Origin of the sequence: Vibrio sp. T13N (assembly GCF_032970445.1) — a bacterium.
Taxonomy (GTDB): domain Bacteria; phylum Pseudomonadota; class Gammaproteobacteria; order Enterobacterales; family Vibrionaceae; genus Vibrio; species Vibrio diabolicus.
On the sequence record NZ_JAWJYE010000010.1, the window covers coordinates 13,080 to 33,623 of the forward strand.

17 protein-coding genes are annotated in these 20,544 nt (G+C 47.0%); 9 read left to right on the top strand and 8 right to left on the bottom strand.

All coding sequences use genetic code 11. The features are described from left to right. Window positions 1-449: 449 nt before the first annotated feature. From R2S67_RS16350 to R2S67_RS16370, 5 genes are all read left to right on the top strand, one after another. Window positions 450-2,165 carry an ABC transporter ATP-binding protein gene (locus R2S67_RS16350; protein WP_317345732.1) on the top strand — a complete coding sequence of 572 codons (1,716 nt, stop codon included), beginning with the start codon at window positions 450-452 and terminating at the stop codon, window positions 2,163-2,165. A gap of 92 nt (window positions 2,166-2,257) precedes the next feature. After that, on the top strand, window positions 2,258-3,811 hold the full coding sequence (locus R2S67_RS16355; RefSeq protein WP_005394355.1) for an ABC transporter substrate-binding protein: 1,554 nt from the start codon (window positions 2,258-2,260) through the stop codon (window positions 3,809-3,811). 146 nt (window positions 3,812-3,957) lie between these two features. Beyond that, complete coding sequence (locus tag R2S67_RS16360; RefSeq protein WP_031780394.1) at window positions 3,958-4,935, top strand: ABC transporter permease; 978 nt, start codon at window positions 3,958-3,960, stop codon at window positions 4,933-4,935. Between the two features lie 2 nt (window positions 4,936-4,937). Continuing rightward, window positions 4,938-5,894, top strand: coding sequence for an ABC transporter permease (locus R2S67_RS16365; protein ID WP_005394358.1), 957 nt, complete (start codon window positions 4,938-4,940; stop codon window positions 5,892-5,894). 157 nt (window positions 5,895-6,051) lie between these two features. Next, window positions 6,052-7,065, top strand: a complete 1,014-nt coding sequence (locus R2S67_RS16370) for an SPOR domain-containing protein (RefSeq protein ID WP_258686875.1) — start codon at window positions 6,052-6,054, stop codon at window positions 7,063-7,065. Between the two features lie 75 nt (window positions 7,066-7,140). Here R2S67_RS16370 and R2S67_RS16375 read toward each other — a convergent pair whose 3' ends face one another. The 6 genes from R2S67_RS16375 to R2S67_RS16400 form a co-directional block, all read right to left on the bottom strand. After that, entirely contained in the window at window positions 7,141-7,284 is a 144-nt protein-coding gene (locus R2S67_RS16375) for a hypothetical protein (RefSeq protein ID WP_012841245.1), read from the bottom strand. Further along, complete coding sequence (locus tag R2S67_RS16380; protein WP_317345737.1) at window positions 7,274-9,595, bottom strand: acid phosphatase; 2,322 nt, start codon at window positions 9,593-9,595, stop codon at window positions 7,274-7,276. The genes R2S67_RS16375 and R2S67_RS16380 overlap by 11 nt, the downstream gene beginning before the upstream one ends. Before the next feature lie 262 nt (window positions 9,596-9,857). Next, window positions 9,858-11,420 carry a hypothetical protein gene (locus R2S67_RS16385; protein WP_317345739.1) on the bottom strand — a complete coding sequence of 521 codons (1,563 nt, stop codon included), beginning with the start codon at window positions 11,418-11,420 and terminating at the stop codon, window positions 9,858-9,860. After that, window positions 11,420-11,992, bottom strand: a complete 573-nt coding sequence (locus R2S67_RS16390) for a sigma-70 family RNA polymerase sigma factor (protein ID WP_005394366.1) — start codon at window positions 11,990-11,992, stop codon at window positions 11,420-11,422. The genes R2S67_RS16385 and R2S67_RS16390 overlap by 1 nt, the downstream gene beginning before the upstream one ends. A gap of 2 nt (window positions 11,993-11,994) precedes the next feature. Continuing rightward, the gene (locus tag R2S67_RS16395) at window positions 11,995-13,467 is read right to left on the bottom strand and encodes a chromosome partitioning protein ParA (protein ID WP_317345742.1); all 1,473 of its coding nucleotides are present in this window, start codon (window positions 13,465-13,467) and stop codon (window positions 11,995-11,997) included. A 13-nt stretch (window positions 13,468-13,480) separates the two neighbouring features. Beyond that, on the bottom strand, window positions 13,481-14,833 hold the full coding sequence (locus R2S67_RS16400) for a serine/threonine-protein kinase (RefSeq protein ID WP_047009360.1): 1,353 nt from the start codon (window positions 14,831-14,833) through the stop codon (window positions 13,481-13,483). Between the two features lie 219 nt (window positions 14,834-15,052). Between R2S67_RS16400 and R2S67_RS16405 the strand changes: the two genes are divergently transcribed. From R2S67_RS16405 to R2S67_RS16420, 4 genes are all read left to right on the top strand, one after another. Further along, window positions 15,053-16,060 (top strand): LacI family DNA-binding transcriptional regulator, encoded by a 1,008-nt coding sequence (locus tag R2S67_RS16405; RefSeq protein WP_256954510.1) that lies wholly within the window; start codon window positions 15,053-15,055, stop codon window positions 16,058-16,060. Window positions 16,061-16,115: 55 nt separating this feature from the next. Beyond that, window positions 16,116-17,051 (top strand): LysR family transcriptional regulator, encoded by a 936-nt coding sequence (locus R2S67_RS16410; protein ID WP_301605205.1) that lies wholly within the window; start codon window positions 16,116-16,118, stop codon window positions 17,049-17,051. Window positions 17,052-17,322: 271 nt separating this feature from the next. Next, window positions 17,323-17,727, top strand: a complete 405-nt coding sequence (locus R2S67_RS16415; RefSeq protein WP_256964885.1) for an SMR family transporter — start codon at window positions 17,323-17,325, stop codon at window positions 17,725-17,727. Then, window positions 17,724-18,053 carry an SMR family transporter gene (locus tag R2S67_RS16420; RefSeq protein ID WP_317345746.1) on the top strand — a complete coding sequence of 110 codons (330 nt, stop codon included), beginning with the start codon at window positions 17,724-17,726 and terminating at the stop codon, window positions 18,051-18,053. The genes R2S67_RS16415 and R2S67_RS16420 overlap by 4 nt, the downstream gene beginning before the upstream one ends. A 74-nt stretch (window positions 18,054-18,127) precedes the next feature. Here the strand turns inward: R2S67_RS16420 and edd are convergent, their stop codons facing one another. Together edd and R2S67_RS16430 are read right to left on the bottom strand one after the other, a co-directional pair. Continuing rightward, window positions 18,128-19,924, bottom strand: a complete 1,797-nt coding sequence (gene edd, locus R2S67_RS16425; RefSeq protein ID WP_226421425.1) for a phosphogluconate dehydratase — start codon at window positions 19,922-19,924, stop codon at window positions 18,128-18,130. After that, window positions 19,924-20,448, bottom strand: a complete 525-nt coding sequence (locus tag R2S67_RS16430) for a gluconokinase (protein ID WP_317345748.1) — start codon at window positions 20,446-20,448, stop codon at window positions 19,924-19,926. The genes edd and R2S67_RS16430 overlap by 1 nt, the downstream gene beginning before the upstream one ends. Window positions 20,449-20,544: the final 96 nt, after the last annotated feature.

Sequence of the window (20,544 nt, forward strand, 5' to 3'; positions counted from 1 at the left end):
TAGCCTATCCTTTCTCTTTCTAAGTTTGGCTTTTTATATTTGCCGACTATTTTATTAATAGTTTTTTATGTTGAAAAATTGCTTTTCGCATACGATATTGTTTGTTAAATGTTAATAATTGCACATGAATAGTATGGTTAATGGTTCTGGTTGGCTCATGCTTATTTTTAGAGCATTTTTCTAGTTTTATTGGTGCATGGCGCACAAAAATAGTGTGATATGAAAATGGTTAAATACTTGTTAATGCATTTTTATTCGCCCATTGTGCGTTTATTTAATGTTTTCTCGGCGGAATATACTTTAATTGTTGCTTTTTTGTGTGATTTTTGCCAAATTGTTTCCGCATTAAGATTTCAGAGTATTATTCTGAATTTGAACGGATTCATTCAGGTGATGAATGGTGCCTTTGGCGCGATTCGATACCACAGACAAGGCAGTAGAGGTCTGAAATGTCACTATTAGAAGTGAAAAACCTTCGTATTGAATACCCATCCCGACACGGCGTTCACGCTGCCGTGAAGTCACTTTCTTTTCATATTGAACGTGGTGAAATCGTGGGTGTTGTTGGCGAATCAGGTGCGGGTAAATCCACCGTTGGTAACGCCGTTATTGATTTGCTTAGCCCTCCAGGTCGCGTTGCTAGCGGCGATGTTTTCTTGGATGGAGAAAAAATTTCTGGTTTATCACCAGAAGCGATGCGTAAGGTTCGCGGATCGAAGATTGGTTTTATTTTCCAAGATCCAATGACCTCACTTAACCCACTTTTTACGGTTGAGCAGCAACTGAAAGAGACGATCCACGCCAACATGAAAGTCTCTGATGAAGAGGCGTATCAGCGTGCGCTTTCTCTAATGCAGCAAGTTGGCATCCCGCAGCCAGAAAACCGCTTAAAACAATACCCACACCAATTCTCTGGTGGTATGCGTCAGCGTGTCGTCATTGCGATTGCTTTGGCTGGTGATCCAGATCTGATCATCGCCGATGAGCCAACCACGGCACTGGACGTATCAATCCAAGACCAAATCCTCAACTTGATCCGAGAATTGTGTATCAAGAATAATGTCGGCTGTATGCTGGTTACTCACGATATGGGTGTGGTCTCCAACGTCACTGACCGCGTCGCGGTAATGTATCGTGGTGACTTGGTGGAGTTTGGGCCAACAGCCAAAGTGTTGGGCGACCCTGATCACTCCTATACTCGCAGCCTAATTTCAGCCGTTCCACGTTCAGACAGAAAGCTAGATCGCTTCCCTTTGGTCAGCTACATCGAAGAAGCGGCAGAAATGGAGCCTCTCGACATTAAGAATCACTGGCTAGGACAAAGTCAGGATGAGCGCGAGTACACAGGCCCGCTTTTAGACGTGAAGAACGTTAATCTGCGCTTTGTCACCAAAGACTCTTTATTTGAAAGCCGTCGCGAATACGTGCAGGCATCCAATAATGTGAGCTTTGAAGTGCATGAAGGCGAAACCTTTGGTTTGGTGGGTGAGTCTGGCTCTGGTAAATCAACCATTGCGCGAGTTATTGCTGGTTTATACCAACCTAACTCTGGTCAGGTGAAGTTTGAGGGTATTGACCTGACAGCTTTAACCTCTGAGAAAGAACGCCGCCCAATGCGTCGTCAGATGCAGATGGTGTTCCAAAACCCGTATACCTCAATGAACCCTCGTATGAAGGTATTCGATATTATTGCTGAGCCAATCCGTTTTCATAAACTGACGAAAAACGAGTCGGAAACTCGCCAAATCGTGAATGACCTTCTCGATCATGTTGGTTTGGGTCGCATGGCTGGGCTTAAGTACCCTCATGAATTCTCCGGTGGTCAGCGTCAGCGTATTTCTATTGCGCGTGCGTTGGCGACTCGTCCTCGACTTTTGATTTGTGATGAACCGACATCGGCACTGGACGTATCGGTACAGGCACAAATTCTAAACTTGCTGAAAGATCTGCAAAGTGAGCTGAACTTGACTATGTTGTTTATCAGCCACGATTTACCTGTTATTCGCCAGATGTGTGACCGAGTAGGTGTGATGCAAATGGGTACACTTTTAGAAGTGGCACCAACAGAACAGTTATTTACGGCACCCCAACACGAATACAGCAAAAAATTGATTTCTCTGATGCCTGAATTTACAGGCTTGCGAGAAGAGATCGAGACGGCATAAACCAAGCACCTCGCTTGGCTAACCTTTAGTCATAACAAAGACGCAAACACAACAACAAGGGATCCGTATCCCCGCATGAAGGAGTTATGCAAATGAAAACCATGAAAAGCAAATTAGCAGTGGCGCTAATGGCGGCGGGCCTAAGCTTTAATGCACTGGCAGCAGATATCAAAGTTGGCTACGCAGCTGACCCAGTATCGCTTGACCCACATGAGCAGCTATCAGGTGGCACACTGCAAATGTCACACATGGTATTTGATCCGTTGGTTCGCTTTACTCAAAAAATGGATTTCGAACCTCGCCTAGCGGAAAGTTGGGAACGCATTAACGACACTACCGTTCGTTTTAAATTGCGTGAAGGTGTGAAGTTCCACTCTGGTAATACCCTAACGGCTGACGACGTTGTATGGACGTTTGAGCGTCTACAAAGTTCTCCTGATTTTAAAAACATTTTCGATCCGTACGAGAAAATCGTCAAAGTGGACGACAACACGTTCGATCTTGTAACCAAAGGTCCTTACCCACTAGTGCTGCAAACTGCAACGTACATTTTCCCTATGGATAGCAAGTTCTACACGGGTAAAACAGCAGACGGCAAAGATAAGTCTGAGCTAGTGAAGCACGGTAATTCATTCGCATCGACTAACGTTTCTGGCACGGGTCCGTTCATCGTGACATCACGTGAGCAGGGCGTAAAAGTGGAATTTGAACGCTTTAAAGATTACTGGGACAAAGAGTCGAAAGGTAACGTTGATAAGCTAACGCTTGTTCCAATCAAAGAAGATGCGACTCGTGTAGCTGCGCTACTTTCTGGCGGCGTTGACATGATTCACCCGGTAGCACCAAACGATCACAAACGTGTGAAAGACGCAGATGGCATCGATCTAGTAACGCTACCAGGTACTCGTATCATCACGTTCCAACTAAACCAAAACAGCAACGAAGCACTGAAAGACGTTCGCGTTCGCCAAGCGATTGTTCACGCAATCAACAACGAAGGTATCGTGAAGAAAATCATGAAAGGCTTCGCGACAGCAGCTGGTCAGCAGAGTCCAACTGGCTACGTTGGTCACGATGACAAGCTAGTACCTCGCTACGATCTGAAGAAAGCAAAACAACTGATGAAAGAAGCGGGTTACGAGAACGGCCTGACGCTAACTATGATTGCGCCAAACAACCGCTACGTAAACGATGCGAAAGTAGCGCAAGCGGCGGCGGCAATGTTGTCTAAGATTGGCATCAAGGTTGATCTGAAAACTATGCCAAAAGCGCAATACTGGCCTGAGTTTGATAAGTGTGCGGCAGACATGCTGATGATCGGTTGGCACTCAGATACGGAAGATTCAGCGAACTTCAACGAGTTCCTAACCATGACTCGTAACGAAGAAACCGGTCGTGGTCAGTACAACTGTGGCCACTACTCAAACCCAGAAATGGACAAAGTGGTTGAAGCTGCAAACGTAGAGACGGACCCTGCGAAACGTGCAGCAATGCTGAAAGGTGTCGAAGCGACGCTATACAACGATGCCGCATTCGTACCGCTACACTGGCAAAGTGAAGCGTGGGGCGCGAAGTCTAACGTGAAAGCCGCAGACATCGTGAACCCAATGGTAATGCCTTACTTTGGCGACCTAGTTGTCGAGTAATCATACTTAGTCATGACAGAGAGGGGCGCCAGTCCTTCTCTGTTTTCGACACTTGGCTCGGTTTTGTTTCAGTCGGATTGAGCCAGTTTTACAGACTGAATTTTCTCTCTAAGTTTAGAGATCTATGGATAGTTAAGGGGCAAGGAATGTTTTCGTTTCTGGTCAAGCGCCTGTTTCAGGCACTGATAGTGATGTTTGTGATCAGTTTGGTGGCGTTTGCCATTCAGGACAACCTGGGTGATCCGCTGCGTGAGCTTGTAGGTCAGTCGGTTTCGGAATCGGAGCGCCAAGCGCTACGCGACGAATTGGGCCTGAACGATCCCTTTATCACAAAGTACACGCGCTTTGTGGGTAATGCACTGCAAGGTGATTTGGGTACATCATACTTTTTCAAGCGACCTGCGGTTGAGGTGATCCTCGATAAGCTGGTGGCAACATTAGAGCTCGTGTTTGGCGCGACGCTCATCATTATCGTTTTCTCTATACCGCTCGGGGTGTATTCCGCGATTCACCCGAAGAGTGTCTTTACCAAATTTGTTATGGCGATGAGTAGTGTCGGCATCTCGATTCCGGTGTTCCTAACCGCAATCATGCTAATGTACGTCTTCTCCATCGAACTCGGCTGGCTGCCTTCCTACGGGCGAGGTGAAACCGCTAACGTGCTCGGTTGGGAATCTGGCTTCTTTACCATCGATGGTATTAAGCACCTTATCCTGCCGTGTATTGCGCTAGCGTCTATCATGCTGCCGTTGTTCATCCGTCTGGTACGTTCAGAAATGCTGGAAGTACTGAGCTCGGAATACATTAAGTTCGCCAAAGCAAAAGGTTTGAACTTACAAAAGATTTACTACCAACATGCACTTAAGAACACCATGCTGCCAGTACTGACGGTAGGTGGCGTGCAGATTGGTACCATGGTGGCTTACACCATCCTAACCGAAACCGTATTCCAGTGGCCGGGTACAGGCTTTCTTTTCCTAGAGGCAATCAACCGTGTCGATACACCGTTGATCACAGCTTACGTTATCTTTGTTGGTCTGATTTTCGTGGTAACCAATACCATCGTTGATTTGCTGTACGGCATCATCAACCCAACTGTGAACTTAACTGGAAAAGGAGCTTAATCATGAGCCAATCAAATGTAACACCAGCTCCTGAAGCCGCTCCATCTGCATGGCAGCGTTTTAAAGAGTCGGACTTCTTGTATTACTTCAAGCGCGACAAAGTGGCGATGGCAAGTTTTACGGTCTTTATGATGTTCTTAGTGTTGGCATTAGCTGCGCCAATTCTAGCTCCGACTGACCCGTATGATCTGACGTCTATCGACATCATGGATTCAGAGCTACCACCGTCTTGGATGGAAGAGGGCGATGAGCGTTTTGTTCTTGGTACGGATGAGCAAGGCCGTGATATTTTATCGACCATTCTTTACGGTTCTCGTTTGTCTTTGACGATCGGCTTTTTAGCCGTCGGTCTTCAGTTGATTCTGGGTATCATCATTGGTTTGTCGGCGGGTTATTTCGGTGGTCGTATCGATAGCTTCTTGATGCGCTTTGCGGATGTTCAACTATCGTTCTCAACCATGATGGTGGCGATCATCGTATCGGCCATTTTCAAAGCCAGCTTTGGCAGCGATTTTTACAGCCAATACGCGGTGGTGATGCTGGTGGTGATCATCGGTGTGGCTGAATGGCCGCAATACGCACGTACCATTCGTGCTTCAGTACTGGCTGAGAAGAAGAAAGAATACGTAGAAGCGGCACGCGTGATGGGCTTTAAAGCGCCACGCATCATGTTCCGTCACATCCTGCCAAACTGTCTATCACCAATCTTGGTTATCTCGACGGTACAGGTAGCGAATGCGATCATGTCGGAAGCGGCACTGTCATTCCTAGGTTTGGGTCTTCCTGTTGATCAGCCGTCACTAGGTGCGCTGATCAGCATCGGCTTTAACTACATCTTCTCAGGTGCGTGGTGGATTACTGCCTTCCCAGGCATCGTGTTGGTTACACTGGTTCTGGTTATCAACTTATTGGGTGACTGGTTACGAGATGTATTCAACCCGAAACTGTACAAAGGTTAAGAATTTTCCCGCCAAGCGTTGTAAATTCGCTTAATTCCTTCCTAAACTGAGAGCCGGATGCAAATTCCGGCTCTTTTTTTGCTAGTTATTCTTTGTTCACATTTTTTTGGCGCTTTGCCGCCATAATGACCTTACCCACTAATTTAGAGTGAAGTGTATGGAAATGAAGAAGGCACAACACCCATCTCGTATCTTCCAAGCAAGCCTAGCTTTCGGCTTGTTGCTGGTATGCGCCCAGTTTTCTAGCCCAGTATCGGCGGAGGAGTTCCTTTGCCAAGCTACTCAAGCCAGCGAGAAAGAACTGCCGATGCTTGAGAAAACGTGCCCAATTGGTAACGGAGTATGGGGAAAGAAAGTGCCGCAAGGAGGCAACTACCTCTACTGGATTCAATGCGGATTACTACCAAAGCCAATGTCACTCGCGAAAGCAAAGCCGCTTTACAGCAAGATTACGACCGACGTGTGGATGAAGCCGGAGTCCCAAGGTTATCGCTGTTTGATTGGGCCTTATAAAGATCTGTCTGATGCGAGGGGAGATTTGCGGGGAGTCAAAACCTTGTCGAATTACAAAGAGGCTTTCATCCGCGTGGTTGGAAAAGAGAATAAACAGTCTACGACACCATCTAAACCCGCTGTGCCGTCGAAATCAGCCGCATCTTCGGTTAAGCCAACACCGACGGTGACCCCGAAATCCACGCCAGTTCCTGCCGTGCGAGCTGATACCGACGCCTTTACAGCGCCGGCAGAGAAGTCAAAGACCAAGGCAAAAAATACACGTGATAATTCTTCTTCCAAGCCTGTTGCTAAGACCAAAGCGAAGCCAGTTGTGACCGGGAATGATGACATTGAAGTTCGGTTGAGAACCTCCTTACAAGGCAAAACGTACGTGGTGCCATATTTACTCGATCACCACAATCAGTTTTACATGGAATACGGCAAGCCGTGGAATCGTCTCAACTACGAAAACTCGCAAAAAGTATGTCAGCAACTGGGTATGAGCTTAGCCAGCCCTGCAGAATTCAAAGTGTTGAGGGCGTCTGGTGTGATGGAAAAAAATCAATGGCCACTGCAACTGCCGTATTGGGGCAAAGATAAGAAAGGTTTGTTCGCAGATCGTGAGCCAAACCAGCTCACCGGAACCTCATTATTGAACGTAGTGTGCGTGAAATAACGACTCAAATATTGCGGTCAAAAGATAGAAGAAAGCCCCGAGTTCGGGGCTTTTTTGCGGTCTCAAATATTATCGCTATTTGAGTGGCGTTTCTTTGTGACAGTTGGAGCAGATATACACTTCTTTGATGCCGACCAAGCGTTCCCAAAGCGTTCTGCGTCTTCTACGCAAATGCACGCTATCACAGCAAGGGTTAACGATGGTTGCTTTAGTCATCATCGCCAGGCTCCAAAATCGGGAGTGAACTCGCGATGCTTGTCATGGCTTCTTTGTTGTGAGAGTACAGACCATATTCCGGCGCGGATTCATGACCGTTTTGCTCTTTACTCCAACGAATACCGATGTAGAAGTCACCAAAATCACGGTTGATGTAACGATGACGAGTTTTGTAATCTGACTCTGAGCCTGTTTCTTTTAGAATCAGCAGCTCACGGCCTTCATCATTCTGGATTTCCCAATTACCTGGAGTTTGGAATCCTGTTGGCATGAACGACGTGTAGTTGTAAGTATAAGCGTCGTACTCGTACGTACCTGACGAGTATTTCAGGACTTTGTCGTCGCCCGAGCCTTTACTTTCTACCATCAAGTCATGCTCTACCGTGCCGTGTTTGATGTGTTCTGCAACCGAAAGTGATTCTGCAAATGGTGTATTGCTTGAATCCATCCAGAACAGCTCATCATCTGAGATTTTAACGATCATCTGAGTGCCGTTATGCTCGGTTTTGTGCTGGTACAGCATTTCATACTCTTCGCCGTAGCTGTTGTATAGCTTGCCGTCTTTCAGCTCGACGTCTTTACAGCCTTTATTGTGGTATTCCGCGTAACCAGTTTGTTGGTCCAAATCGGAAAGAATAGCGTAGGCATCGTGTTCCCATGTGTTTTCTAGGAAGTCGCTGATGCTCGCTTTGTACTCTTGATTCATCTCATCATGGTTTGAGCCCCAGCAGAATAGTAGGCCTTCAGAGTCTTGCATCAGCATGGCGTAGCCAATTTCACCGTCTTTTTGTGCAAAGCTACCCATTTTCCACTCTTGACCGTTGAAGTGCTCGTGAGTGAAGCCCAAAGTCGGCACTACTGGTGGTGGCGTGACGCCTTCGATAACCGTTGGCATGCTGAGCGCAATCTGTACCGCGGTATGGCCATCTGTTGCGCTAATCGCAAGTGCTGCACCAGCTTCGCTCGCTTTTGTCGGTGTGCCTTTAATGGTGACAATCGCATTGCCATCCTCAGATACTGTTAGACCTTCAATGTCCACATAGTCCGCTGAGTAGTCGGTGATATGACCGTCTTTATCTTGGAACAAGCTAGAAATATCGAGCGTTTGTTCAAATACTTCACCTTGTTGTAGGTACCAACCATCAACGATGGACTGTAGACGCGCTTGTTCTGTTTCCACAACCGTTGGTGGTAAGTTTGCCGATTCGATTTCGAACTTAAATACGGTGCTTACCGTACCCAAAACCTTACCTGAAGAATCAATGTCTTGCGCCGTTAGGACTATCTCAAAATCACCAGCTTTTTCTACGATAGCAGTCGGATATAGAACAATCAGATTTCCAGTTTGCGCAACTTCAATGCCTGTGCCTGCTAAGTTGTGCGTCAGTTTGGTTGTCACAAGGTTTTGGTCTTTGTCTGTGAAAAGACCTTCAATGTTTAGTTCAACGCCATCAAAGCCTGCGCCTTGTACGATTTTTGGTAATTTGCCAAGCTTATCTTCAGCCGATTCTTCGATGGTTTCGTTTACGGTTAGCTTGTTATTGATTGCCGTTTCAGGTGCTAAGTTGTCGCTATTTGGGGTCGCGTCAGTGATGATTGGGCGTAGGCTTGCATCATTGATGTTTTCGCCGGATGCGATAAGACGATCGACTTCTTGGTTTGCCGCTTGAGCAAATTCAGTGGCCTTTTTCTCGTAGTTAGCTGGGTTTTGCGCTTTTGAGTCGGTCAGAATCTGAGCGGTTTTATGTAGTTCGGCGTTTTTTGTCGCACCTTCAACAAAATCACTGTACAGATCAATTGGTGCTTCTTCTGAGCCTCCTAGCGCTTGGTTTACCTTGGCTTTTGCGTCTTCTTCACTAATGGATGGATCTTTTGCCATTTCAATCGCAACAAGGTCTGTGATAGGTGAAATCACGTTTGACGATGTTGGTGCACGGAACACGATTTCGTGGGCCATGGCTTGGCCTGGATGATCCATATCAACCGTGTATTTGCCAGCGTACTCTTTAGCATCCAAAGCGATAAGCTGTTTCTGCTTTGCACCGTTTGGTGTAATGGTCTGCAGTGCTAGAGTGTTTTCTGGTTTTGCATCCAATTTAAGCTGACCTTTCTCATCGGTCAGACCAAGGAATGTTTCTTGAGTGTCCCATTGGCCGTTGTTGTTCGTATCTTCAAAAACAACTGCATGTTTGAAGTAGCCGTCAAAGCCAGTGATCACAACACCGTTGTTAGCACTGTTTGAACCACCATCTGAACCGCCACAGCCAGTAAGAGCGATAGCCACTGACGCTGCTAATAAACTCACCTTATTCATTATTCATTTGTCCTTGTTTCGTTTCCGAATGAGAAAGTCGCTTTTTTATTGTTTTTATCTTTCAATCTCACTAGTGAGATTGAAGAGAGTGGTGTCTTTTTAATGACTATTGAGCCTAGGTTCAAGACACGAAAAACCGCACAAAACCCGTAAAATTTATTTCTATTTTTTGTCTATGATGGAAAATTGATAATTTGATCACGGTTCCAGTTTTGTTTTTGGGATGATTGTTTTGTCAAAATAACCATCTGTAAAGAAAGGTTTATTGGGTGTTAGTAAGGACTGGGGCGTGATAAATCATGTTGATCTTAAATTCCTCAACGCGATCAGCAAATTGAGGGTGAGGTTTAAGCACATAACTGTAGACTTCGCCTGGAATGAATATGTCGTAATCTGTGTATTCAAGGTTGTAAAACATAAATGTTCGTTGCCAGTAATCATCTGGCCATTCAGCACAATGTATTGGAGTTATGCCGTCAAAATCCATTGAGCTAGAGATAATATCGGCAAACTCTCCTCGCCCCGCTACGATAGAGCTGTACCAGTAAAATAAATAATCATGACAAAATAGGTCATGTTGGTTTGATTTCATATTGAGATCAGAGTCCAGTTTGTGCACAGGTTCGTTACCCTGAACACTTCTATCAAATATGTAGTTGCTAGCAGTCCCGTTTATATAACCTCCTCCTGAAATGGGAAAGAGGTAGTCAAACAACGTTCCTTGATATTCGTACTCACCAGTGTGGACATTGATGCGTTTTTCCATCGATTGCTTGTTTTTTTGCATGGTGTAGCTTTCGAATTGTTTGCCATCAAATACGGTGGTGAAATAGTTCTGAGTCTCTTTATGAACCTGAGATGCGTATACTTTTTTGGTGGTCCAAATTTGGCGTACGCCATGGACATAAACAATCAACGAGTCATCACTGATTTTGTACTCACCCACCTTTTTTAAGTCTCCCTTTTCAGGACACTGGTGTTTGTTGTTTGAGGCGGCATAACGTACCTCGTCATCCTCAAACTGAAACGCTTCGCAATAAACCACTTCATACGCGTACGCGGTACCGCCAAGGTTTTGCGTCGTCTCCAAGCGATAGACAATGCCGCCAATTAACGGGTGTTCCGTGTCATTGTGACCTGGAGTGACAACAGGCAACTCAAAACGTGTTGTGACCCACGCATGGTCGCTGTCGCCGTGGTAATCATCACGCGCCGCTACCGCCAGGTATGTGGTGGTTTTAATCTTCTCTGGTGCACCTAGCACCATCATTTGTCCTTGGTTTAGCACCCTTAATCCATTGGCGTTTTCGAGCCAAATCCGAGTGGTGAGGAGATCACCATCCGGGTCTTCAAACAGTTGGTTAAGATTGAGCGAGTAGCTAATCGGAGAGTTTTGGTTGAGCTCCCAAGCATAAATAATGGTTTGTAGCTGTTGTTCCACCGTGAGGTTGATGATGGGTTTATTGTTCTCTGATGGGTCCTCTTTTGAGCGGCTGTCTTCATAACCCAATGACGAGTCGTAAAAAGAGCCGTCTTCTGTAGTATGAAATGGGTTCGTAATTGGCCCTGGTTGTCCTAAAATGGCAGAATTGAAGGCGTCATCACCGTCTTTTGTGTGGGCGTTCTCCAACGCAGAACCTGTCAACGCTTGCTTTACTTCAACTAAAGATGTGCGCTCATATTGACGATGTGTTCGCGTGGTTGATTGGCTCGTGCTGTCTGATGAGTCCGCCGCTGATGCCAAGTTGGATTCGTCTGACATGCAGTATACGCCGAGCAAACCAACGCAGATTGCGCCGATTATCCAAAACTTTTTGCTTCTCATTACGCGTGCGCCATTCGTGATTGCAACCAGCTGCGAGAGAATTTTAGGTCTTTCTCTATTAAGCTTGCGCTGCACTCGAGCAGTTCACTGATTTCTTGGTTTTTCATTCCCATTAAATACTTGAGTTTGAGTGCACTTGATTGGCGTGGGTAACGGCTACTGAAGTTATCCAGCGCTTTATCCATGATGATCAATTGTTCGAAGCGATCTTCTTCATCTCTCATCAATGTGATGTGTTGACGCTTTTGTGCTTGGTGCGAGCGTGCGTTATCGATCAAGATTTGACGCATCACTTTGGCGGCCATCAAAAAGAAATCACGTTTTGTTTCAATTTCACTCATGTCGCAGTTGGACATCTTCAGGTAAGCATCATGAATTAATGCCGTGGTGCTGTTGACGCTATCGGCCAATACTTTGTTGTCGGTGCCGTACTTTTCCGCGTTTCGTTCACGCTCGTGTTGGGCGATCTTACGTAACTGCAAATACGCAAATTGGTAAAGCTCACTCTCAGCTTGTTTATCACCAGATTGCCATTGTTGAATGATTTGTGTCAGTGCTACTGCTGTTGCCATGGTTATACATCCTCGCTCACTTTGACAAATTCAGAAATGGTGTGGGTTTCAATGCGATCAGAGCCGTCTCGGTTGCGGAGAACATCTTGTTGATAGCGATATAAAATGCCTTGTTCCCAAGTTGTGCCAGCGGGCAAATATTCCCAAGTGGTGTAATTGATTTCGGCAGGGGTCGTTGACCAACGTACCATGACATTCATTTGCGCAAGCTCGGCTTTGGGTTCGTCATTGTTGACCCACCACATGTCCGCATACTCTTGGGTGACATCTTGTGTGTATAGGCTTGCGTCGGTTGGACAGGTGTCTGCATTGTGCGGCAGTCGCATGACTTGTTGGTGGCGCATCAATAGGCACGATTGTGTCATGGACTGCTGGTGGTATTGGGTCTGCTGCCATACCCCGAGGTAGTCGATGTCGTGTTCGTTCGTGTTGGGGTAGGTAAACCACAGCATTTCTGTACGATTGTGGTGGTGGATGTTTTTTTTACGCCCAAGGCCTTGTACTTTTTCCATCAGTAGCTCAGTACTTGGATCAAAGTTGAGTGCAACGGAGCGGTATTTCCAGTCGCCTTCATCATCAAAGTCTTCGAGAGAGAAACCATTCAAGTCGTTGCGGGTGCACCCAGTGATTGAGCAACCGACGATATTAAACCAATCCGCAAACTTGCTTATCGGTTCGACAACATCTTCCGTGATAGGGCGCTTCATCGAGAGGAAGCAACCTTGAAAATGATCGCCAATGCTTGGATGCTCAATCAATGAATCTTTGGTGATGGTGAATCGAGTTTCACCAAACGGAGGGCGATATTTAGGATGATGTTGATAACGTAAGTCGTAAGCACAAGCTCGGCCTTGCCAATCTTTCTTTTTGATCACGATGTTTTTGAACGTCATGCCGCGAGGTTCGAAGATGATCTCATCTGAGGCAAAGTTTTTTTCAATGTACTGCTGGCTTTCGTTTAGGTGCTCGATTGCCTCATCGACAGATACCCAGTCGAGATTGAGGTGACGTTTGGCGTCATCCAGATAATTGAGGTCAAGGCCCTTGAGCTGGTTTTGAAAGCGAGCATCAGACAACACGCGGTTGGCTAAGACAATTTCCTTACGATTCTCAGGCGTGCTGTCGAGAGAGAGCAGCAGACGCGTCATATTGATGCTACGACTGGGTTTGGTTGTTGCCATCGTCGGTGTAAGCACTTCTTGGCTCGATAAGGTTGTCAGCAGATAACCCTTATCATCGTTGCCAAGGAAGAAGCTAATCACATCACCAGGTTGGTAGTGAAATGCCCCTTGTTGGGTAACGCCAGTGATATTGGAACTGGTTTTGTAATACAAGCCAGTCACTGGCGCATCGATAAAGTAGCCTTGCTTCAAGGTTGAAGTGGGCGGGTGTGAAGTGGCAGCAGAAGTGTCTGCTGCTAACGTGGAGGTAGCCGTCAATGCAGACAGCCAAAATACCACTGAACGTGTATACATCTTGTTTTAAGCCTTATTGGTTGGTGCTGTCCTCAGACGCACAATTTGGCTGACAACTCATTGGAGTAGTTAGGTGCTTCTTTGGCACCGGTGTCATCATCGCCAACAACATTTTTTGTTTTATGTGTTTGGGGATATCTGGATTAGAGAGTATCCGCCTTCGTGTTAACTCCATCATGGAGCTCACTGAGAGGTGTTCGACATTCTGCCCCTTCGCGTGGAAGATAAGGCGAGTCATTTCGTACATCATATCTTCTGCAATCTTCTTCTCTTGTTGCAGTTGGATATTCTTTTGCATCATGGCGCTGCCAAATAGCACACCTGATAGCACGATGATGCCTGACAATGCAGAAGCAAGAGGGCGCCGTTGCACCAAGCGAAAGGCGCTATACAAAGGCCAGTGTTTTTTCTGCTCGATAGGGCGACATTCGATAATTCGCTCGATATCAATGCGTAGCGCTCGCACATCTGGGTATCGCACTTGGGTGGCTGGACGCGTCGCCCGTCTTATCACCCAATACACATCAGACCAAACCGCTGGTGACGGAAACATCAACGCGAGGATTTTGCCCAATGAATAAACATCGCTTTGCTCTGTCAGTACTTGTCCTGCCTGCTGCTCAGGGCTGGCAAAATTTTGGCTAAACGCAATCAGTGCCGAGGGTGCTCCCTCTCGGGTGGAGTGCGCTTTTTGAGTCAAGTTGAAGTCGAGCAGTTTGGGTCGTTTGCTACGATCGATCAGTATATTTTCTGGTTTTAGATCGGCATGCAAAACATGATGCTGGTGGGCGTGCTCCATCGCCTGACAAATCTGCTTAAACAGCAGCAGTTTTTCCGTCTTTTCCAGCTTATTTTCTGACAGGTATTCATCTAAGGTTTGACCAAATACCCGCTCCATCACGATGTAAACTGAATCTTGATGAAGGCCGCCATCAAACACTTTCGCTATGTACGGATGGTTTAGGCGCGCGAGCAGTTGTGCCTCATCGAAGAGTGCACGTTGTCCCAGCACATTACTCAAATTGCTTTGAATAAACTTGATGGCCAGATCTTGTTCGAACGTTTCATCTGCACGTAGGGCGGCGTAAACGACACCCATGCCACCGCGACCCAACTCATGAGTTAGGCGATACTTACTGATGACTTCTCCGCTTAGATCGACGTCTCGGTTCGTAGCCTGGTGAGCACCAAAGTAAAGTAACTGCGTTAGTTGTTCTTCAGGTGTCTCGTGGGCTAAAAGAGGAACGAGTTGTTGATACAGCTCAGGTTGACTTTGTTGCAATGCTTGGAGGTATTGCTGCTTTTGGGAGTCGTCCAGATCAAGCAAGTGATAGTAAATCTGGGTTTCGCTAGAGCCTAACTGCACTGTGCCTAATGTCTTATTCTTTTAGGTACGGCATTTTATAAGAACTTTGATATAAATGTCATTTATTTATTCGGCTTTGACTCACAATGTATGAAACGCAATTTGGTGGCTAATAGAATAATAACATCATGATTTTGCGAATTATTTTCACTGAGCTTGTCGGCAGAGAGTCTATTCGTCATAATGTTACTTGTAACATTACTGATAAATCACATATTTATGGCTCAACAGAATAAGAAAACTCGCACGACATTGCAGGATGTCGCAGACCAAGTTGGTGTCACGAAGATGACGGTTTCACGTTATATGCGTAACCCTGAATCGGTGGCAGAAAAGACTCGGGCCAAGATTGCGACTGCGATTGAAGAGATGGGATACATCGAGAACCGCGCCCCCGCTATGTTGTCAAAGTCGTCCAGTAAAGCCATTGGTATTTTACTGCCCTCATTGTCCAACCAAATTTTTGCTTCCTTTGTTCAGGGCATCGAGATGGTGACCAAAGCCAATGGCTATGAGACGCTTTTAGCGCATTTTAGCTACGATGAGCTTGAAGAAGAACGCAAGATCGCATCATTACTCTCTTATCAGGTCGATGGACTTATTCTAACTGAAAGCCATCACACGCCGCGTACATTGCAAATGATAAAAAATGCAGGGATCCCTGTGGTGGAAACCATGGAACTACCACCAGAGCCGATTGATATGGCGGTTGGGCTAGATCATGAAGATGCCTCGTACACGGCGGTTAAGCAGATGCTAGATTCAGGTAAGCGTACAATCGTTTATTTTGGGGCGCGTTTGGATACGCGAACCAAGCTGCGTATGCAAGGCTATGATCGCGCGATGACGGAAGCAGGGCTAAAACCTAAGCACGTATTAACGGGTGATCACTCTAGCTTCTCTTTAGCGCATGATTTGCTTGAACGCGCGCTAGAAACTCACCCAACGCTTGATGGCGTATTCTGTACCAACGACGACATCGCGATAGGGACTATGCTGAGCGCGCAACAACGTGGCATTCAAGTTCCGCAGCAGCTGGCGGTTGTGGGCTATAACGCGCTGGATATTGGTCAAACCATCAGCCCGAAACTGACTAGCGTCGATACACCGCGTTTCAAAATCGGTGAAAAGAGCGCAGAGCTTTTGATCGCGCGTCTGAAAGGTGAAGCGCAAGAAGAAAAAGTGGTTGATATGGGGTATCAAATTACCTCAGGAGAGAGTGTTTAACTCGCAGTTATCCGCTCTCTGTATTCGCTCATCAATGGTATTAGCAGGTTAGGGTATGGCACATCAGCTGGATGCATTGGATCTCAACTTAATGCGTTTATTAAAGGCCGTGGTGGAAAACCGCAGCATCAAGCTGGCCGCGATGCAGTTGGGCATTTCTCAACCGAGCGCCAGCCGCGGCGTGATGAAGCTCAAGCAAGTGTTTGATGACCCGCTGTTTGTGCGTAAAGCGCATGGGGTTGAGCCGTCACCGATGGCGATACGTCTCGCCGCCGAGTTCGACAACATGATTGCACCACTGGAAAAAGTGGTGCAAGAGTTTGAAGTGTTCGACCCACTGCAATACCAAGGGCAGATCGCGATTGTGACCGACCCTTATTTGATGGATGAGCAAGGGCAGCGATTGCTAACTGGCTGCCATCGAGCCTTTCCCAAAGCGCACTTTGCCTTTTCCAGTTGGAACAGTTACTCGCACGATGAAATGTTAGAGGGTGTGCACGATTACTGCATTCTAGACCAAGAGACCGAGCTGTCGAAAGACATTTATATGCGTCCGTTGTTTGTTGAAAAACGGGTGATTTTGGCACGTAAAAACCACCCGACTTTGTCGAAAGTCAGCAATGATTGGGACACGGTCTCCAAACTGCCTCTGGTGTCTCTGCCTGCGCCCGCCTCGTATAAACCACTTTGTACCGTGGAGTCCGAATATCGTCGTATGGGCTATGAGCCTGTGGTGTTACTGAAATCCTATAATTTGCGTGTGGCGTGCCAAATGTTGCAAGAAACCGACGCGATTATGTATGCCAGTCAAAGCTCAGCAGTATTGATGCCGGAGCTGGACTCTTACGCGATGCCTTTGGTCAACCGTGAGTTTAGCCAGTTTGTCGTCTCTGGCGGTTTCTTACAAACCAATCGCAACCATCCTTTGCACCGACACTTACATAAAGTGGTACGCCAAACTCTGAAGACGCCATTAATTTTCGCACAGTGACGACTGATTATTGTCTCTCGTCAACGAGATTCTCTGCACAATTTAACCATGAAGAAAATGTGTGATTACATAGACAACTCGATCCTATAGATATTCAAAAATGAATATCTCAATTACCTGTCTCTTTTTCCTGCTCAGCGCTAACCTTATCTAAAATAGTCAGGAGAAGTGGCTCATTTTTATCTTTTTAACTTTTTGAATGTCGATATAGATGCGTGACATTCACCATTCTCCGTTATGCAGTTTTTTAATTTCTGATGGAGGATTCATCATGCTAGTTGCACGTCTATTTTTATTGCTCGCCATCGTTGCCGAAGTAGCAGGCACCAGCACCATGTCTTTTATCGGACAAGGTCATGGATGGTTGGGCTACATCGTGATGTACCTATTGATTGCGGTGTCGTACTACTTCCTCTCGATTGCTGCGAAAAAGATTTCTATCGGCGTGGCATACGCTGTTTGGGAAGGGTTGGGTATCTCATTGATCACGGTCGTTTCAATCGTGTTGTTTGATTCTGACTTAAATACCCAAGAGCTGCTTGGTTTGATGTTAGCTGTCATCGGCATCGTTTGTGTGACTTTAGGTGAGTCACACGGTCAATCTAACACCAAGAAAAACGCCGATAAACTGGCAAAAGAACGTTCATTTTCTACAAGTGTAAGGTGTGAATCATGAGTCAATTTTTTACGATGTCATTTGGATTTGTCGTGATGGCTGCCTTGGTCGACATCGTGGCCAATATGGCGCTCACACGTTCTCACGGCTTTAAATACAAAGGCTGGGGCATTGCCGCGATTGTGTTGGTACTGGCTGCGTTCACGCTATTGGCGCAAGCGGTGAAAGAGATCGACTTAGCCATTGCTTACGCCTCTTGGGGCGCGATCGGTATCTTGGGTACCGCAGTGGGTGGAACCTTGCTGTTTAAACAGAAACTCAAGCCAATCGGCTGGTTTGGTATCTTTGTGGTGATTGCTGCGGTCGTGGTGATGAAGACGGCTTAATCAAGCCAAACAAAAACAACGAAGACAAATACAAAGAGCGGAGTATCAAACTCCGCTCTTTTTGTTTTTCTGGCTTACACAATGAAGCTTGCGCCTTCTTCTGCGCTAGAGACGTTTTGGCGGATCACGCTAAACAAGCCTCGTCCCCATGTTTGTTGGGTAGATTCGGTATCGAAATGAATCAACTCACGATCAGTAGTGTCGCTTAAGTTGTTCAGTTCGCCTGTTTGGCAATCAAGGCGAATCAAATCACCGTTGCGCACCAAACCAATCGCGCCACCACGAATGGCTTCTGGAGAAACATGAATCGCAGACGGAATTTTACCTGACGCGCCAGATAAACGACCGTCAGTAACCAGCGCCACTTTAAAGCCCGCTTTCTGCACGTTACCTAAAATTGGCATCAGCTTGTGCAGTTCAGGCATGCCGTTTGCCGCTGGGCCGTTGTGTGTGACCACAACGATGCAGTCTTTGTTCAGCTCGCCACGTTTGTACGCGGCTTCCACTTCGTGTTGGCATTGGAATACGATCGCAGGTGCCACAATCACGCGTTGCTCTTCTTTCACCGCAGACACTTTCACCACGGCTTTGCCTAAGTTGCCAGTCAGTACGCGAGTGCCGCCAGTGTTTTGGAAAGTGGCGTCCGGTTTGGCGATCACGTCACTGTCTTGGCTACCTTGGCACGGTGTCCAAGTCAGTTGGCCATCGACAAGGCTCGGTAGCGTCATCTGATCTTCAAATTCACCAAACACGGGTTTCACATCGCGATGCAAAAGCTCGGATTGGTTCAAGCGGTGTAATAACGCAGGCACGCCCCCCGCATCTTGGAACGCGTTCATATCGGCTGGGCCGTTCGGGTAAACGCGAGCTAACAAAGGAACCACATCCGACAGATCGCTGATGTCTTGCCACGTGAGCAAGATGCCAGCAGCACGCGCCACGGCGATCATATGAATGGTGTGATTGGTGCTGCCGCCAGATGCGAGTAGAGCGATGATGCCGTTGACCAAGCTCTTTTCTGTGACCACCTCGGCCAGCGGACGGAAGTGTGCAGAACCCGCCGTCATTGAGGCGATTTTCAGAGCCGCGTGATCGGTTAACGCTTTACGCAGTTGGGTATGGGGATGAATGAATGCCGAGCCTGGCAGCATCAAGCCCATGGCTTCGAACACCAACTGGTTGGTATTGGCGGTGCCGTAAAACGTACACGTCCCCGCAGAGTGGTAAGCGCGACACTCCATATCCAGCAGGGCGTCTTTGCCGACTTCACCCGCTGCGTATTTTTGGCGCACGTCGACTTTCTCTTCGTTGCTGATGCCCGTTGCCATCAGACCCGCTGGCACAAACGCCGTTGGTAGATGTGCGTAAGACAGCGCGCCCATCAGTTGCCCCGGGGCGATTTTGTCACAGATGCCAAGCAGTAATGTGGCATCAAAGACATTGTGGCTCAAAGACAACGCCGTTGATTGCGCAATTAAGTCTCGCGAAAACAGCGACATATCCATGCCTGCTTGACCTTGGGTCACCCCATCGCACATCGCTGGCACACAACCTGCGACTTGCGCTGTATGGCCGTAGTCCGCCAGCACTTGTTTGATTTGCGCTGGGTAGTCTTGGTACGGCTGGTGGGCGCTCAACATGTCGTTGTAGGCGCTGATCAGCGCGACATTGGCATGAGTAAAATCGAGAATATTTTTCTTTTCAGAAGAGCAAGAAGCGGCGACTGCATGGGCTAAGTTACCACAAGATAAACCAACACGGCCTTTGCCAGCTTCGGCTTGCACTTCGGTGCGAGCAAGAAACGCAGCGCGCGCTTCACGGCTGCGCTCGGTCAAACGTTGTGTGACCTCAAGAACAACAGAGTGAGTCATTACGCCACCTCGATCGCTTGCATTTTGATTAGCTCAGTAGCAGAGCGTTCCACCACGTCGCTGATGTCTCCTTCGATACTGACGATCAGCGTTTGAGGCTCGTTGTCTGGACGCTCTAGCGTCTCGAATTGGCTCTTCACCATGTTTTCTTTCATGAAGTGGCCTTTGCGCATACGCATGCGATTAAGGATCAACTCCATATCGCCATCAAGGAACAGGAAGGTCACGTTGTCGTTGCCTTCGCGGATCTGATCGCGGTAAATCTTTTTCAGTGCTGAACAGACAATAATGCCGTGTTCGTTTTTGCTTTCTAGGCTGTACGCCGCATCACGAATGCGTTCTAGCCATGGCTTGCGATCATCATCGTTCAGAGGCTGGCCCGATGCCATTTTCTGAATGTTCGCTCGTGGATGAAGATCATCACCATCAATGAATTTACGCCCTAGCTTTTTCGCTAGATGCTCACCAATTGTGCTTTTACCACTAGCACAAACGCCCATAACGATGACACTACTACCAGCCATAACTTATCCTCATAACCAAATTTGCGCGTGATCTCAATTTTTGAATTCACTTTAAAATATGGGTTTATCTTATTCATGTTATCGGTAACATGTTAC

Bases quoted from the DNA above. Each gene is read 5' to 3' on its own strand.
- R2S67_RS16355 (WP_005394355.1), top strand. From the start codon at position 2,258: ATGAAAACCATGAAAAGCAAATTAGCAGTGGCGCTAATGGCGGCGGGC.
- R2S67_RS16380 (WP_317345737.1), bottom strand. From the start codon at position 9,595: ATGAATAAGGTGAGTTTATTAGCAGCGTCAGTGGCTATCGCTCTTACT.
- R2S67_RS16410 (WP_301605205.1), top strand. From the start codon at position 16,116: ATGGCACATCAGCTGGATGCATTGGATCTCAACTTAATGCGTTTATTA.
- R2S67_RS16375 (WP_012841245.1), bottom strand. From the start codon at position 7,284: ATGATGACTAAAGCAACCATCGTTAACCCTTGCTGTGATAGCGTGCAT.
- R2S67_RS16370 (WP_258686875.1), top strand. From the start codon at position 6,052: ATGGAAATGAAGAAGGCACAACACCCATCTCGTATCTTCCAAGCAAGC.
- R2S67_RS16385 (WP_317345739.1), bottom strand. From the start codon at position 11,420: ATGAGAAGCAAAAAGTTTTGGATAATCGGCGCAATCTGCGTTGGTTTG.
- R2S67_RS16415 (WP_256964885.1), top strand. From the start codon at position 17,323: ATGCTAGTTGCACGTCTATTTTTATTGCTCGCCATCGTTGCCGAAGTA.
- R2S67_RS16430 (WP_317345748.1), bottom strand. From the start codon at position 20,448: ATGGCTGGTAGTAGTGTCATCGTTATGGGCGTTTGTGCTAGTGGTAAA.
- R2S67_RS16365 (WP_005394358.1), top strand. From the start codon at position 4,938: ATGAGCCAATCAAATGTAACACCAGCTCCTGAAGCCGCTCCATCTGCA.
- R2S67_RS16360 (WP_031780394.1), top strand. From the start codon at position 3,958: ATGTTTTCGTTTCTGGTCAAGCGCCTGTTTCAGGCACTGATAGTGATG.
- edd (WP_226421425.1), bottom strand. From the start codon at position 19,924: ATGACTCACTCTGTTGTTCTTGAGGTCACACAACGTTTGACCGAGCGC.
- R2S67_RS16390 (WP_005394366.1), bottom strand. From the start codon at position 11,992: ATGGCAACAGCAGTAGCACTGACACAAATCATTCAACAATGGCAATCT.
- R2S67_RS16405 (WP_256954510.1), top strand. From the start codon at position 15,053: ATGGCTCAACAGAATAAGAAAACTCGCACGACATTGCAGGATGTCGCA.
- R2S67_RS16395 (WP_317345742.1), bottom strand. From the start codon at position 13,467: ATGTATACACGTTCAGTGGTATTTTGGCTGTCTGCATTGACGGCTACC.
- R2S67_RS16350 (WP_317345732.1), top strand. From the start codon at position 450: ATGTCACTATTAGAAGTGAAAAACCTTCGTATTGAATACCCATCCCGA.
- R2S67_RS16420 (WP_317345746.1), top strand. From the start codon at position 17,724: ATGAGTCAATTTTTTACGATGTCATTTGGATTTGTCGTGATGGCTGCC.